14 protein-coding genes are annotated in these 14094 nt (G+C 49.0%); 1 reads left to right on the top strand and 13 read right to left on the bottom strand.

From position 1 onward, the window contains the following. Positions 1–161: 161 nt before the first annotated feature. The 5 genes from HU147_RS10015 to HU147_RS09995 form a co-directional block, all read right to left on the bottom strand. A complete protein-coding gene (locus tag HU147_RS10015) occupies positions 162–1385 on the bottom strand; it encodes a dihydrolipoamide acetyltransferase family protein (RefSeq protein WP_224076093.1) in 1224 nt (407 codons plus the stop codon). Positions 1386–1408: 23 nt separating this feature from the next. Beyond that, positions 1409–2389 (bottom strand): alpha-ketoacid dehydrogenase subunit beta, encoded by a 981-nt coding sequence (locus tag HU147_RS10010; protein ID WP_224076092.1) that lies wholly within the window; start codon positions 2387–2389, stop codon positions 1409–1411. Continuing rightward, a complete protein-coding gene (gene pdhA, locus HU147_RS10005) occupies positions 2386–3447 on the bottom strand; it encodes a pyruvate dehydrogenase (acetyl-transferring) E1 component subunit alpha (protein ID WP_224076091.1) in 1062 nt (353 codons plus the stop codon). The genes HU147_RS10010 and pdhA overlap by 4 nt, the downstream gene beginning before the upstream one ends. A gap of 155 nt (positions 3448–3602) precedes the next feature. Further along, complete coding sequence (locus HU147_RS10000; RefSeq protein ID WP_053166117.1) at positions 3603–4067, bottom strand: hypothetical protein; 465 nt, start codon at positions 4065–4067, stop codon at positions 3603–3605. 65 nt (positions 4068–4132) lie between these two features. Beyond that, on the bottom strand, positions 4133–4741 hold the full coding sequence (locus HU147_RS09995) for a TetR/AcrR family transcriptional regulator (protein ID WP_224076243.1): 609 nt from the start codon (positions 4739–4741) through the stop codon (positions 4133–4135). A 314-nt stretch (positions 4742–5055) separates the two neighbouring features. Here HU147_RS09995 and HU147_RS09990 point away from each other — a divergent pair, with 314 nt between their 5' ends. Next, positions 5056–5328 carry a hypothetical protein gene (locus tag HU147_RS09990; protein ID WP_224076090.1) on the top strand — a complete coding sequence of 91 codons (273 nt, stop codon included), beginning with the start codon at positions 5056–5058 and terminating at the stop codon, positions 5326–5328. Positions 5329–5432: 104 nt separating this feature from the next. Here the strand turns inward: HU147_RS09990 and HU147_RS09985 are convergent, their stop codons facing one another. The 8 genes from HU147_RS09985 to HU147_RS09950 all read right to left on the bottom strand — a co-directional run bounded on the left by HU147_RS09985 (position 5433) and on the right by HU147_RS09950 (position 13905). After that, positions 5433–6791, bottom strand: coding sequence for a purine-cytosine permease family protein (locus HU147_RS09985; RefSeq protein ID WP_224076089.1), 1359 nt, complete (start codon positions 6789–6791; stop codon positions 5433–5435). Positions 6792–6830: 39 nt separating this feature from the next. Then, positions 6831–7160: a cupin domain-containing protein gene (locus HU147_RS09980; protein ID WP_224076088.1), complete on the bottom strand. Its 330-nt coding sequence runs from the start codon at positions 7158–7160 to the stop codon at positions 6831–6833. Beyond that, positions 7160–8911 carry a hydantoinase B/oxoprolinase family protein gene (locus HU147_RS09975; protein ID WP_224076087.1) on the bottom strand — a complete coding sequence of 584 codons (1752 nt, stop codon included), beginning with the start codon at positions 8909–8911 and terminating at the stop codon, positions 7160–7162. Before HU147_RS09975 ends, HU147_RS09980 begins: the two co-directional genes overlap by 1 nt. A 1-nt stretch (position 8912) precedes the next feature. Beyond that, positions 8913–10958, bottom strand: coding sequence for a hydantoinase/oxoprolinase family protein (locus tag HU147_RS09970; RefSeq protein ID WP_224076086.1), 2046 nt, complete (start codon positions 10956–10958; stop codon positions 8913–8915). 26 nt (positions 10959–10984) lie between these two features. Then, on the bottom strand, positions 10985–11527 hold the full coding sequence (locus tag HU147_RS09965; RefSeq protein ID WP_224076085.1) for a helix-turn-helix domain-containing protein: 543 nt from the start codon (positions 11525–11527) through the stop codon (positions 10985–10987). Positions 11528–11889: 362 nt separating this feature from the next. Further along, entirely contained in the window at positions 11890–12630 is a 741-nt protein-coding gene (locus HU147_RS09960) for a hypothetical protein (protein ID WP_224076084.1), read from the bottom strand. A 135-nt stretch (positions 12631–12765) separates the two neighbouring features. Next, positions 12766–13164 carry a hypothetical protein gene (locus tag HU147_RS09955; RefSeq protein WP_224076083.1) on the bottom strand — a complete coding sequence of 133 codons (399 nt, stop codon included), beginning with the start codon at positions 13162–13164 and terminating at the stop codon, positions 12766–12768. A 132-nt stretch (positions 13165–13296) separates the two neighbouring features. Further along, positions 13297–13905, bottom strand: a complete 609-nt coding sequence (locus HU147_RS09950) for a type 1 glutamine amidotransferase family protein (protein WP_224076082.1) — start codon at positions 13903–13905, stop codon at positions 13297–13299. Between the last annotated feature and the right edge of the window lie 189 nt (positions 13906–14094).

Here is a 14094-nt window from a genome sequence, read left to right as displayed (position 1 = left end):
TTAATGCGATTTAGGGATGTGTCCTAAAGGAGTAAAAAAGCCCTCCCAAGCAGCGAATTTGTGCTTGAAAAGGCTTTCTGTTAACACTTAAGACATATTCAAGGTTCATAGCCGCCGGTAATAATAGCTGTCGAAACCTAAAGAATGCACAATAAATTCTTTTACTTCCCTTCCAAAATCAGCAGCTCCGGCGTTTCCAACAGCTTTTTCACGCCGTTCATGAAGCGGCCCGACGGTTCGCCGTCGATGATACGGTGGTCGAACGTCAGCGACATGCCCATCATATGCCCGATTTGGATTTCGTCGTCCACGACGATTGCTTGCTTCGAAATTTTGTGGATGCCCATGATCGCCACTTCCGGGTGGTTGAGAATCGGCGTTGCGTAAAAGCCGCCTCCGCCGCCGGTGCTTGAAACCGTGAATGTGCTGCCGGTCAGCTCATGGGGCTTCAGTTTGCGGCCGCGCGCTTTTTGCGACAGTTCCTCGAGCTCTCTCGCCAGTTCCAACACGGATTTCTGGTCGGCGTGTTTGATTACCGGAACAAGCAGGCCGTTGTCGGTCGCTGTCGCTACGCCGATATGGATTTCTTCGTGGTAGCGGATTTCCATATTAGCTTCGTCGACCGACGCATTGAACAGCGGGTTACGCTTTAAGACATGCGCCGCCGCTTTGATGATGAACGGCAAATACGTGAGTTTCGTTTGCTGTTCTTCGGCGTGCGGCAGGAGCGTTTTTCTCAAATCCACGAGTTTCGTTACATTGATTTCGTCCATCGCGCTGCACATGACGGCGTGCTGCTTGGCCGCCGTCATTTTCTCGAATATCGCTTTTCTCGTACCGGTGATTTTCTCGGTCCACGCTTGGCTTGTGGCTGGCGGAACGGTTTCCTGCTGGACCGGCTGCGGCGGTTCCGCCGCTTGTCCATTCGTTTCAATATGCCGCTGCAAATCGGCCGCCAGGATTTTTCCGCCTTTGCCGGTCGGCACTACATGAGCCAAATCGACGCCTGCCACACGCGCCGCTTTTCTGACAGAAGGCGCAGCCAATACGCGTTGCGCAATTTTCGGCTCTTTTTCAGGGAGCGTTTCAGGCGGCGTCAGCAATTCGACCGCTTCCGCCGTTTTCCCGTGCGCCCGTTCGCTTCGGACGCCGGAAAACACAACAAGCGTGTCGCCGACTTTTACAGTCGCCCCTTCTTCTCCGCCGAGCGTTTCGATTTCGCCGGTCACCGGAGCCGAAATTTCCACGACCGCTTTATCGGTCTGGACTTCGACGATATTGTCGTTTTCTTCCACCCGGTCACCCGGCTTTACGAGCCACGTGACAATTTCCGCTTCGTGCAGCCCTTCCCCGATATCCGGAAGCGCAAAATGATAGTTCGACATGCGAGTCCTCCTTTCCTGTTCCTTTAATCTTCCAATACGGCTTCGAGCGCTTCGTCGATCCGCTTTTCATTCGGCAGCCACTCGGCTTCCACCATCGCAGTCGGATACGGTGTATCAAATCCGGTGACCCGCAGAATCGGCGCCGACAAGCTGTATAAAGCCTTTTCACTGATGAGCGCAGCCACCTCCGCCCCGAGGCCGCCGGTTTTTACCGCTTCGTGGACAATGATGACGCGCTCTGTTTTTTGGACAGACGCGACGATGGTCTCCATATCAAGCGGTGCCACCGTCCGGAGATCGATTAGTTCAATCGATACGCCTTTTTCATTCGCCCAGCGCTCGGCGACCGCTTTTGCCGTATGGACAGGCGGCCCCCATGTGATCAAGGTGACGTCTTCGCCTTCCCGGATAATATTCGCTTTGCCGATTTCAATTTCGTAATCCTCTTCCGGTACTTCTTCCTGGAAAGCCCGGTACAATTTCATCGGCTCAAGAAACAGCACCGGATCCGGATCCCGGATTGCCGCCAGCAGCAGACCTTTCGCATCATACGGCGTGCTTGGCATGACCACTTTCAGTCCCGGCGAATGCGCAAAGGCGCTTTCCAGGGAGTCGGAATGCAGTTCCGGTGCACGGATGCCGCCGCCGTACGGAGCGCGTACGACCATCGGTGCAGTACGAGAGCCGCCTGAACGGAAGCGGAGCCGGGCGGCTTGCGAAGCCAGCTGGTCCATCGCTTCGTAGATAAAGCCCATGAACTGGATTTCCGCGACCGGCCGCAAGCCGCGCGCCGCCATGCCGACCGCAGCACCGATGATCGCCGATTCCGCAATCGGTGTATCAACGACGCGTTTCGCGCCGAACTTTTCGTATAATTGATCCGTCGCCCGGAACACACCGCCGTTTTTGCCGATGTCTTCGCCGAGCAGAATGATGCGCCCGTCTTTTTCCATTTCGCTCTCGAGGGCGTGGTTGATCGCTTGGACAATCGTCATCAAGGTCATTGTCGGACCACCCCTTTGGCCTGCCGCTGCTGTTCGGCCAGTTGCGGCGTTTTCTCTGCATAAATGTTTTCGAACACATCGTTCAAGCCGCTGCGTTCCGTGGATTCGGCCACACTGAATGCGGCGGTCACTTCGTTTTCGGCACGTTCAAAAAGCTCCCGGTCCCGTTCGCCGTCCCAGATGCCTAGCCCCGTCATGTACTTTTTCAAGCGCACCAGCGGGTCTTTTGCGCCCCAGCGCATTTCTTCTTCCGGCAGGCGGTATTTCGTCGGATCGTCCGCCGTCGTATGCGGCCCTTGCCGGAACGTCACGGCTTCCAACAGCACCGGTGTTCCTGTCTTCGCTTTTTCGATGGCCTCTTTCATCGTTTCATACATCGCGACGGCGTCATTGCCGTCGACCTGGACACCTGCGATGCCGTAAGCGAGCGCTTTTTGCGCAATCGTCTTGCTGGCCATCTGCTTGTCGATCGGCACGCTGATCGCCCATTGGTTGTTCTGCACAACAAAGACAATCGGCAATTTATAGACGCCGGCGAAATTCAGCGCTTCGTGGAAATCGCCTTCCGAGGTTCCGCCGTCGCCGATATAAGTGACGCTGACGCTGTCCTCTTCCTGGTACTGGCTCGCCCAGGCACCGCCCACCGCATGCAGGCATTGTGCGCCGATGATGATCTGCACCGGAAAGACGTTCGCTTGCTGCTGCTTCAATCCTTCCAGATGCCCCATCGTGTACAGGAACAGCCGCTCCATCGGCAAGCCTTTTTGCAGCGATACGCCGATTTCCCGGTAGCTCGGATAGACCCAATCGCTCTCCCGCATGGCGTAGGCACTGCCGATCTGTGCCGCTTCCTGTCCCTGGAGCGGCGCATATGTACCGATTCTTCCCTGGCGCTGCAGCTTCATCGCCCGCATGTCAAACACCCTCGCCTTGACCATCCAGTTGTACATCTCCGCCAGTTCTTCTTCGCTCACCGAGATATTTTCTTTCAGCGCGTTGCCATTTTCATCCACATAATTGACCGTTTCCACTTCCAGCTGCTCCTGTTCAAGCCACATGAAATGCCCTCCCTTGAATAAATTCAGATTTTATTTTATTTTCTGTTAATTTATTGTATGAAGATATTGACATGGTGTCAACTTGAGGAAGAGTGGTTCCTTACTATAGAAGAACTCCGCCACTTTTATTTTTTAACCCCTTCGAACGGCACGACCTACCAAATTTCGTAATAAAAGCCCTGGTCCAACTGATTCGGTTCATCGTATTCTTCCCGCAGCAACGGTTCCCGCTTTTCCATATAACGGATATACCGGCTGACGCTGTCAATAAACCCTTTTACATCGCCTTTCAGGATTTCATAATACGTATAATCCCATTGTTCAATGTAATGGTGTTCCAAACCTTTCAGGCTTCTTTTGCCCGTTTCGCTCAACAGCACATCAAATTTATCCTGAACCTCATCCACCACTTTGATGGAAAGGATGCACCAGTAAGCCTCCATAATCGAATTTTCGGTAATATGGTAAGGGCTGATTGCTAAATCGTCGATCTGGTCAAAACTTTTGATGATGCCGGGCAGCTGCTTGATTTGCTCCAACGTAAAATACCAGCTGCCATGGCGCTGTTGCCCTCCCACCCGCTTTTCCAGTTCCGCTGCATATTGTTTGCTCAACTCCATACGCCTTGCCTCCCCATTTAAATTTGTTTCAACGAAACCGCTCTCTTCGTCCAACAGCAAGCTTTTCATTTAAATAAACCATTCGTATAAACTTCGGCGATGTTGCGGGCAATTTCTTTGGGGTGTGCTGTGGTTTTGCCAAGCGCGATTTTCCACAGAAATTTCTCGCCCGGGTAATACAGCGTCCCTGCGACAATGCGCGCATCGTAATCCGGGTTGCGGCTCAGCCCTTTCGCTTTGACGATTTCCACGTTTTCCGAAATGCGGTCGATAAAGCGGTCGGAGATTTCCTCCCACTTGGCGAGAATCCGTTCCGACTGCCCGAATGCCTCATAGAAAAGCGCGAGCCATTCCCGGTGGACCTGTGCAAGTTCAAGAAACTGCGTGATGTTGCCCGATGTGAAGTGATATGCCTCTTCTTTTGAATTCGGCGTATACGCGACAGACGCCACTAGGTAAAACTCGCCCATGATATCTTCCATAATATCGAGCAGCACTTCGTCTTTGCCGCTTCCGAAATGTGCATAGACTGTGCCGTAACCGACTCCTGCACGCTCCGCAATCAAAGCCACCGTCGCTTCTTTGTAGCCTTTTTCGCTGAAAACCTTTTTGGCCGCATTCAGAATTTTCTCCCGCGTGCGTTCTCCGCGCAGCACATAGCCGTTCTTCTTCACCAAAGCCATCCCTCCTGCCTTTCCCCCATGCAAAATATAATTTTTTTCAGTTTAGCATAGCTGGGTTCTATTGCCTTCAAGAATTTTGAAACATTTGGAAACTTGCTGCGTAATACAGATAAGGACGGTGAGTAATCTGGAAAACTTGATGTTGTGGCCGATGTTTATGATGGTGTTTTATTTCGTATTATTCGCTGTAGTGATTTATCTGATAGCGAAAGCGTTCAGCTTGGCAAAAGAGCGGAATGCACTGTTAAAAGAGATTGCGGAGGAACTCCGGCGAAGGTAGTTTTTCAGAAAGGGGCTTGGTCGGGATGGGATTGTTTCGCTTTTTGTTCATGAAAAAGAAATGCCTGGTCCATACCGCATTTGGCAACGAACGGTATTACAGCGCTGCCAGTAAATTGAGCGCGCACGGTATTTCCTACGACGTCGTGCGGAAGTCGAATATGAATATGGGGTCGGTTTTCGGCGGCGGCGGTCAAAGTGCCATGCCGTTTGTTCAGAATGCCGAAATCAACAACGCGAAATATGATTTCTATGTAACAAAGGAAGATGAACATTTGGCGCTGCGGGCTTTGCGTTAATAGAATGCCTTTTTAATTGAATGGGTAAATAATACTTCCCTAAACAAGTGAGAGCAAAAAAATCCCTTTTCGACATTGAACTGTCAGAAAGGGATTTTTGCTTTTTATACTAATTCCGTCTTTTTATTTACTCCCTGCTCTTTTGCTTTTTCTGCAGGTACCGTGAAGTGATCCGGTTTCACCGCGGCTTTCACTTTCATGGCTACAAAGTAGACAATGCCTGCAGCAATCAACGATTGTACAGCCGGCAAACCGAATGTATTGACGTATTGTGTAAAGTAGCCGACCAGGACTCCGACCACCATGGCGATTGTCGCCATCCAGTTCCAGCCTTTGTTATCTACCCATTGCTGTTTGCGGATAAAGAAGAAATCTGCCATCATGATGCCGGCGATGGCTGGATAGATTAACGCCGTCATATATAGGAAGTCCATGAAGTAGTCCAGGATTCCGGCAAGCGCGATGATGATAGCAATGATGGTCCCGATAAATGTCAGGATTGCCCGACCTTTATTGGAGTTGACATTGAAGATATTGGCCATCGCAAGGCCCATGCTGTAATTATTAACGAGCTGGCTTGTCCAAGTGGCGAACCAAAGGATCAGGAAGCCCCATACCGGAAAGCCAAGGTTCATCATAACATTGACGATATCGGCGTCGCCGACACCGACTGACATAATCGCCCCTACATAGAACAACGGGAATCCGACCGCTACGATGCCAAGCGGGATCAGCACATTGTCTTTCACTTTCGGTTTGGCGTAACGTGTGTAGTCAGATGCAATCACCCATTGGGATACGTTGATCCCGATGACCAAGCTCAATGCTGCCAGGAACGTCATCGAAGGCTCTGGGCGCCACGCCATGATCGTGTCGATTCCGGTATTTTGAAGTGCATAGAAGATACCTCCTGCAATCAGAAGAAGCCCAGCCGGCACCGCAATATAATCCGTCCATTTCATGGAACCGTAACCGATGATTGACGGAATCGCAAACAGCAACCCGACGATGATGGTGACAATTGCCCATGGGATGAATTGATTTTCATAGTCAATACCTAACATCGCCGAAATCGCATTCCCTGCGACTGCTGTCTGCAATGCCCACCAGCCAAGAGAGACAATGAAAATGGTCATCCCGACAATAAACCTGGCTTGCGCAGCACCAAAGCTTGAGCGGGCAATTACAGAAGAAGATCGCCCCGTTTTGGCTCCGATATATCCTGCCACAGCATTGCCGATCCATTGGATGACGAACAACGAAACCAGTAAAATCCAGAATATCTGGGACATGCCAAACGCCCCGGCGAGTGTCGCTCCAACCATCAAGACGGGAATCGTAAATTCCAATCCTCCAAAAATCATTGCTGGCGTCAGCCAGTGCTGCCGCTTATTCATTGGAATTGCTGACAATGCCTCATCTTTGCCTACTGCATGTGATTTCGCTTTCCCTTCCATTTTCATGCCCCCTTTTAGTTTCTTTCGATTGTTTCATCTGGCAATTTAGCCGACCATTACAAAGACAAGTTCGCAGGCTTCTTCACCGTCATTAACGGCGATATGCTCTTCCCCTTTCGGGATGAAAGTCGCCTGGCCGGCGGATACCCGGTATTGCTTGCCGTCGATTTCTGTGACTAGCGAGCCTTTGACGATGACTGAGTATTCGTTTGCTTCGTGCTTCGATACGCCGGTCAATGGAACGGTTTCGCCCGGATAGATAGTGACATGTCCGACTTTCACCGCTGAATCCGCTTGCTGCTCCTTGAAAATGGTATGCATGGAATACGAACCGTTGCCTTCTTGCTCCAAGTCTTTGATGTTCAAAATATCCATTATTCTTCCCCTCTTCCTGTCAGACTGTCCACTTCGAAGGTTTCTTTGTTTACTACAACCCCGAACACTTCTTTTGCTTGTTGCAAAGTGATGTATTCGTTTTTCACATCCATTGCCACTTGTTGGGCTGGACGCTTCAAAGGATCGCCATAACCTCCGCCTGTCGCTGTCATCAACCGGACCACATCGTTTTTATCAAGCGGGTAGCGCGGGTAGATTCCGAATGGACCGTCTGTTTCACCATTTGTTTTTTCGATGGTGAATTCATTCGGCGACCCTTCCGAACCGCCGTTCAAGCCCCATGGCAAGTATTTATTGCGCCCGAAAGTCGCTGATACGAATTGCTTATCGGTCATCGCCCGGTAAGTGCGTGTAACTCCGGCTCCACCGATGAACTCACCGGCCCCTGCCCCGTCCGTCCGCAGGCTGTATTCGTCAATCATGACGCCATAGCGCGTTTCCGCCACTTCCACCGGGACGTTATACGTTTCCCCGTCTCCAATGCAAAACTGGCCACGTGCTCCGTCCTGGCCTCGGGCAGCACCCCAGCCGCCAGCAGAAGGTTCAACGATCAAGAACGGTTCTTCAGTTACATGATGCTGTCCGGACAACGTCACGGCGCACACCGATAATAACTGGCCGGCAGACAAACGTTCCGGCAAAGATGGAGCCAGCGCCTGCCATACCAAGTCAGCCCCGCCCTGCATGCTTTCCCAATAGATTGAAACCGGTGCAGGCCGTTCAGCTGCAAGAATCGATTTCCGGTCAGTAATGATTTCGAGTGGACGGAACACGCCGTCGTTGACATCTTGTGATGGGTTGGTCGCTGCCAAGAAAATTGTGCGGACCGCTGATACCAATCCTGTATATGTGCAGTTGACTGGACCTGGCACTTGCGGATGGCTGCCGCGGAAGTCACAAATGAATTTGTCATCGGTAATCGTCACTTTCACTTTGATTGGGAACGGTCCATTGCCGAAACCGTCGTCATCGACAAAGTCATTCGCATAGAACTCACCTTTTGGCAGTTTGGCCAATTCCTTGCGTGCCAATTGCTCGCCGTGGTCAAGATGATGATCGATGGATGCCTGCACGACATCTGCACTGTTCTTTATACATAATTCCTTGACGCGCTTTTCACCGGTGCGAAGCGCCGCCACTTGTGCCCATAAGTCACCGATTGACAAGTCAGGGAAACGGATATTGACTTTGATGATATCGAGAACTGCTTGGTTCAATTTGCCTTCATCGAAAAGTTTTACACAAGGAAATTGAAGGCCTTCCTGATAGATTTCTGTCGCATCATTGCTGAATGATCCCGGGTCTTTTCCGCCGACATCAGTCCAGTGCGCTTTGTTGGCTGAAAATGCAATGATTTTCCCTTCGTGGAAGATAGGCATCACCAAGCCGACATCGGATAAATGCGAACCGCCACCGACATAAGAATCATTGATGATAATGATGTCGCCTTCTTTCAGCCCGTCTTCTCCAAATTTGTTCAACGTCTCTTTGACCATGAACGTCAGCATCCCGATAAAACCAGTTACGCCGTTTCCTTGCGTCAGGAGCTGCCCTTTGGCATCCGTCAATCCGCTCGCATAATCAAGTACTTCATAAATGATTGGGCTCATCGACGTCCGTGCAAGCGCTTGGAACATCTCTTCACCAATTGCAATCAAGGAATCTTTGACAATTTCTATTGTGAATGGATCGACTTTCACTGAATTATTTGCTGGATTTGTCACTGTCATGTTATTGCACCTCCGTCTCGATAATCAGGTTTCCATAGACATCCACCGACAAAGTTTGGCCGGAATAAAAGACCGTCGTGGCAGTCGGCTCTTCCACAATTGCCGGTCCTTGGATTGACATTCCAGGAGTCAGCAAATCACGGTGGTAAACTTTTGTCGCCACCCAGCCATCGTTTTCATAGAAGACGTTTCGGGTTTCTTTTAACGCTGACGAGATATCTGTGCTGCCTTTTTCGAGCTTGTGCAGCTTCGGTTTTTGCACAGTGCCGAAAGCCGTCAAATGCAGATTGACGATCTCTGTCTGCGCTTCTTCCAATTTGAAAGTAAAGCTTTGTTCATGCATTTCATGGAACAGCCGGATTGTCTGCTCTACTGTTTCTTCCGTAATATTGCCGTTAGCTAGCGGCACTTTCACTGTATGTTCCTGGCCAGAATAGCGCATGTCGACAAAACGGTTGAAAACGATGTCTTCTTCTTTGACGTGTTCTTCAGTGTATTGCTGGCTTGCCAGCGATTCTAATTTGTTCCATTCGCTATTCAATTCTTCCAAATCGATATCTTGGAACCGGTTGATATAAGTTTGGATATAATCGTGGCGCAAGTCGGTCATCAGCATGCCCCAGGCAGAAAATACGGATGATGCTACCGGCACTACGACTTTTCTGACACCCAGTTCTTTTGCTAAAGCCGGTGCGTGCATGGAACCACCGCCGCCGAAAGCGACCAATGTGAAGTCTCGCGGGTCGTAGCCTTTTCGTACTGAAATGAGCTTTAAAGCGTTCAGCATATTGGCGTTGGCAATGCGGATGATGCCAAGCGCCGCTTCTTCCGCCGTCAAACTGTAAACTTTCCCAACTTTGGCATCGATGGCCTCTTTCACGGAATCCAAATTGACCTGGTAGTCAAAGTTTTCCGGAGACAAGCGGCCTGTCATCAAATTGGCATCGGTTGTCGTCGGCTCAGTACCGCCTTGTCCGTATGCAACCGGTCCCGGAACCGCTCCCGCGGAATGCGGTCCTACTTTCAATGAACCGCCTTCATCGATCCAGGCGATTGATCCTCCTCCGTTGCCGATTTCTACGATGTCAACAACCGGCGATTTAATCGGATAGCCGGCATTTAATGCGTCTTTCTCGATGTAATAATCCGTTGTCACTTTTACTTCACCATTCGCAATCAATGAGCATTTCGCTGTTGTGCCACCGATGTCAAAAGCGATGACATTTTTCTCGCCGATGATTTCTCCAAGATAAGCCGCACCGTAAATGCCCGCAACCGGTCCCGATTCAACCATATTGATCGGTGTCTTTTTCGCTTGTTCAAATGTCGTTGTCCCACCGTTCGATTGCATGATGTAATTAAAGCTGTCCGCTTCATTTTCTGTAAGTTTCGTATTCAACTGATTGATGTATTTTGAAGCGATTGGTTTTACATAGGAATTCAGGACGGCAGTGTTCGTGCGCTCGTATTCCCGCCACTCCTTCGTCACTTCATGCGATGCTGTAATCGACACCTCTGGCCATAATTCCTGGATAAGTTCGACCGTTTGTTGTTCGTGTTTCGGGTTTTTAAAGGCGTGCAGATAAGAAACCGCAATCGCTTCAACACCTTCTTTCTTAAAATAGATGATCAGATCTTTAACTTGATCTTTATTGAGCGGCGTGACGACTTCCCCTTTCTGGTTCAGGCGCTCTTCCACTTCCTGGCGCAAATAACGCTCCACAAAAGGGGTCGGTTTCTTATAGCGGACATTGAAGAGATCCGGTCGGTTTCCCCGTGCAATTTCCAGCACATCCCGGAACCCTTTAGTCGTAATCAGCCCTGTCTTAACACCCTTTCGCTCGGTCAACGCATTGATAATAACGGTCGTACCATGAATAAAAGTCTCAATTGCCTGTTGGTCAATGCCGCTCTTCCCGATTACATCGACGACTCCCTGTTCAAAATTGGGTGGGGTCGTATGGCTTTTCGCCACGCCCACTTTGCCGTTCGCATCCACATATACCAAATCTGTAAACGTTCCCCCGATATCTGTCGCAACTCTCATCAACAATCAGCCCTCTTTCTATTGGATTAAAATATCACTGGTGTCAAAATACATAAAATAACAGTTTCTTCATTCAATGGATTTTCCCAGGCGTGTGGCACATCTGATGGATAATGAATGGAATCGCCTTCTCTGACGAAATATTCTTTGCCGTCCACTTTAAAGAGCGCTGCACCTTTCAGCACATAATAAAACTCTTCGCCTGGATGATTGGAAAGCTGAGTCTGCTCCTGCTTAGGAGCCAATGTCACCATTAGCGGCTCCAGCGTACGCCCGCCAAATTCACCGTTCAAACGCGTATAAGTGGTTGGTGCCCCCTCCAATTGGAACGGTTTGCGCTCTTTCGACGACAGCATGTAATTGTGGTTGGTGTCGGTATCGAAAAAATAAGTGATCGGTACTGCAAACGCATCGGCGATTTTCTTCAATGATGTAATGGCAAGAGACGATGATCCTCTTTCAATCTGAGACAAAAAACTGACAGACAGCTCTGTTTTCTCGCTCAGATCTTTCAATGTGAATCCTTGCTCGATGCGTAAGTTTTTGATTTTCTGATAAATTCCATCCATAATGTGTACCTTTCCTTTCTCTAAATACAGTGTGACGGTAAAAATTATAGTTTAAGTAAACTTTTTACCATGTTAGCATAATCATTTTCGAATTAATAGAATATTTTTTATATTTTTATTTTTTATGATAAAATCTATCATTTTGACCTAAGTGCCAGCCAAAAGTATCCATTTTCTCCGTCTCCTTAGCCATCCAACAAGAGGAAGACAGGAATATTCGCAAAGAGAATGTGTTTAACGGCTGCATATGAGTAATTAACAAATTAAAAAGAAGCAGTTCAATTTTATTTGAACTGCTTCTTTCTGTTGTTTTGTAAGGAGAATGATAAGGATGGCATTGCCTCAATTCTCGTGAAAATCTTTCACACAATGATAATTTGAAGCAAAACCGCGATCAAGACCATGCCAAAAAGAAAAGCCGGAAAACTGCTTTCCCGTTCTTCCGGCAGTTCGTCGTTCAAAATATTCAGGACCACTCCGCCTGTTAGAAACGACGACATGAACGCCAAGGTCAAATCACTGGCATGCGTCACTTCGTAAAGAATCCATCCAGTCAAAACGGAAAAAGCCAACACCCATCTTCCGACCCGCGTATAGAGGTCTTCATGCGTCAAATGGAGGATGCGGTTATTGGCGATAAAGTGGAACGAAAAGACGACAAAATAAACGATATAAGCAGCAATATTGTCGCCGCTCAGCTCCTGAAGCAAATAGCCGATCAAGCCGTTATAGAGCGCAAAAGCACTAATTTCCAGAACAAAGACCGGGACGGATGGCCGTGTCAAATTCTCTTTTCGCCGGTTTTCCCGTTCGGATTTCTCGCTCAATTGGTTGATGCCATAAAAAACCGCCACGCCGAGCAGCGCCGACATATACGTGACATAATCCACTTTTTCAAGCCAAGGAAATAAAAGAGCTTTCTGCGCAACGTCCTGATAATGTGTCAGTTCCGGCACCAGATGCAGCAATACGTAAGCGATGGAGCCGCCCGAAACGAGCGACACGAGCCGGTTCGTCATCCGCTTCTCCAAGCGCTTGATGGCGTTCGTAAAGATGTGCACAATCATAAAGCCAATGATGACGAGCAGACTCGGAATGAACATGGCTCCACCTCTTTGGTAAGTCTTCTTAGCGATTAATTTTGTATACCCATTTCCTTGAAACTATAGCGCGTGATGGACTGCAAATATTCAAAAACGCCTGGACAGATTTTATCCAAGCGTTTTGTCCGTTTCTTATCAAGGACGATAGCCATAAGCGAGATTGAAGAAAAAATAAAAGATGAAAACGATGAAAGCTACTGGAATCAAGCTGAGCACAATCAAAGCTTTCGCCATTTTGCTTCGAACCTTCGCAATCCAATTAAAATAGATGAAAATCAAGATGCCAATGAACGGCAAGAACAGTAAATTTGAAACCGTGTATACCCAACTCGAGTTTTCCGTCCAATAAGCATTCGGAACAGGCGTAATGCCTTCGTATTTTCTATTGATCCGATTGGTAAGTGTGATGAATAAGATGGCGACGATTCCATAGTAAACCCCAATCAAAGCTTTGGCCCACAACGGTATATATCTAGTTGAAATAGCAGCAAGGAGCATCAGAAAGATGATAATGAAAAACCATTCATAGGACACCACATCACCTCTTCACCAAATATTACCTGAAATATGGAATTTAATTAATGGAAGAGTCTGGAGCTGGCTTTTTTCCGTTTTTCATAAAAGCTCCCAAGCAAAAACCGCAGCCCTACGACTACGGTTCATCTCTTACTTATTTTGCATAAACTCATAATATCCGCTCTTGAAAAACTCGTACCATTCATCAATTTCTTCTTGCTGCGCCGACTCGAGCGCCGTCATCACTTCTTTGCCAAATTCCAGGAATGCCGAGCCGTTCGCAGTAATCACGTTTCCGTCACGGACCGCCTGCTGCTCCACATAACGGGCTGCATTCGTATAATTTTCGCCGGCCACTTCCTGCAGTTCGTCCAAGCGGTTGCCCGTATGCTCGATAGTATTCAAGACGCCGTTCATCCCAAGAAATTCTGTTGCCCCGCAAATGGCACCAAGAACTTTATTGCCGTCCAGCGCCTTTTGCACAAGCTCCATAACCGGCTTGCTCTCGTCTTTATGCCACGAATTTCCGCCGATCAACACGAGCCCTGCAAAATCGTCGCCCACTTCGTCCACCGTATAATCCGGCACCACTCGGAACCCACCAATCGACGTCACCGGATCCTTGCTGAGCGACACCGTCTTCACCTGGTACTTCCGCTCTCCTGTTTCCGGCTCCTCGTTCAACGCCGCAGCAATTGACGCCGCCTCCCAATCCGCATACTCCTCCAGCACCACAAACAGCACTTCCTGAACGCTCATTCCGCTCTCTCCTTTCGTATTAAACTTCTCTTACAACCATTCCGAACCTTTTTCTCACCTGCATTATAGCATTTCGCCGAATTGGAAAGAAGCCTCTGGAACCCAGGTTACCCAATACACGCGCATCTTTTAGGCCCGCACTAAAAAATACGGCCGGTTTTCCGGAAATATGCTCAGTAAAGGTTAAAA

The sequence above is a fragment of the Planococcus chinensis genome (assembly GCF_020071995.1).
Lineage (GTDB): Bacteria > Bacillota > Bacilli > Bacillales_A > Planococcaceae > Planococcus > Planococcus chinensis_A.
This window is presented reverse-complemented; position numbering and strand designations above follow the sequence as displayed.

Excerpts from the sequence above, each read along its gene's own strand:
- HU147_RS10015 (WP_224076093.1), bottom strand. The coding sequence starts at position 1,385 with ATGTCGAACTATCATTTTGCGCTTCCGGATATCGGGGAAGGGCTGCAC.
- HU147_RS10010 (WP_224076092.1), bottom strand. The coding sequence starts at position 2,389 with ATGACCTTGATGACGATTGTCCAAGCGATCAACCACGCCCTCGAGAGC.
- pdhA (WP_224076091.1), bottom strand. The coding sequence starts at position 3,447 with ATGTGGCTTGAACAGGAGCAGCTGGAAGTGGAAACGGTCAATTATGTG.
- HU147_RS10000 (WP_053166117.1), bottom strand. The coding sequence starts at position 4,067 with ATGGAGTTGAGCAAACAATATGCAGCGGAACTGGAAAAGCGGGTGGGA.
- HU147_RS09990 (WP_224076090.1), top strand. The coding sequence starts at position 5,056 with ATGGGATTGTTTCGCTTTTTGTTCATGAAAAAGAAATGCCTGGTCCAT.
- HU147_RS09985 (WP_224076089.1), bottom strand. The coding sequence starts at position 6,791 with ATGAAAATGGAAGGGAAAGCGAAATCACATGCAGTAGGCAAAGATGAG.
- HU147_RS09980 (WP_224076088.1), bottom strand. The coding sequence starts at position 7,160 with ATGGATATTTTGAACATCAAAGACTTGGAGCAAGAAGGCAACGGTTCG.
- HU147_RS09975 (WP_224076087.1), bottom strand. The coding sequence starts at position 8,911 with ATGACAGTGACAAATCCAGCAAATAATTCAGTGAAAGTCGATCCATTC.
- HU147_RS09970 (WP_224076086.1), bottom strand. The coding sequence starts at position 10,958 with ATGAGAGTTGCGACAGATATCGGGGGAACGTTTACAGATTTGGTATAT.
- HU147_RS09965 (WP_224076085.1), bottom strand. The coding sequence starts at position 11,527 with ATGGATGGAATTTATCAGAAAATCAAAAACTTACGCATCGAGCAAGGA.
- HU147_RS09960 (WP_224076084.1), bottom strand. The coding sequence starts at position 12,630 with ATGTTCATTCCGAGTCTGCTCGTCATCATTGGCTTTATGATTGTGCAC.
- HU147_RS09950 (WP_224076082.1), bottom strand. The coding sequence starts at position 13,905 with ATGAGCGTTCAGGAAGTGCTGTTTGTGGTGCTGGAGGAGTATGCGGAT.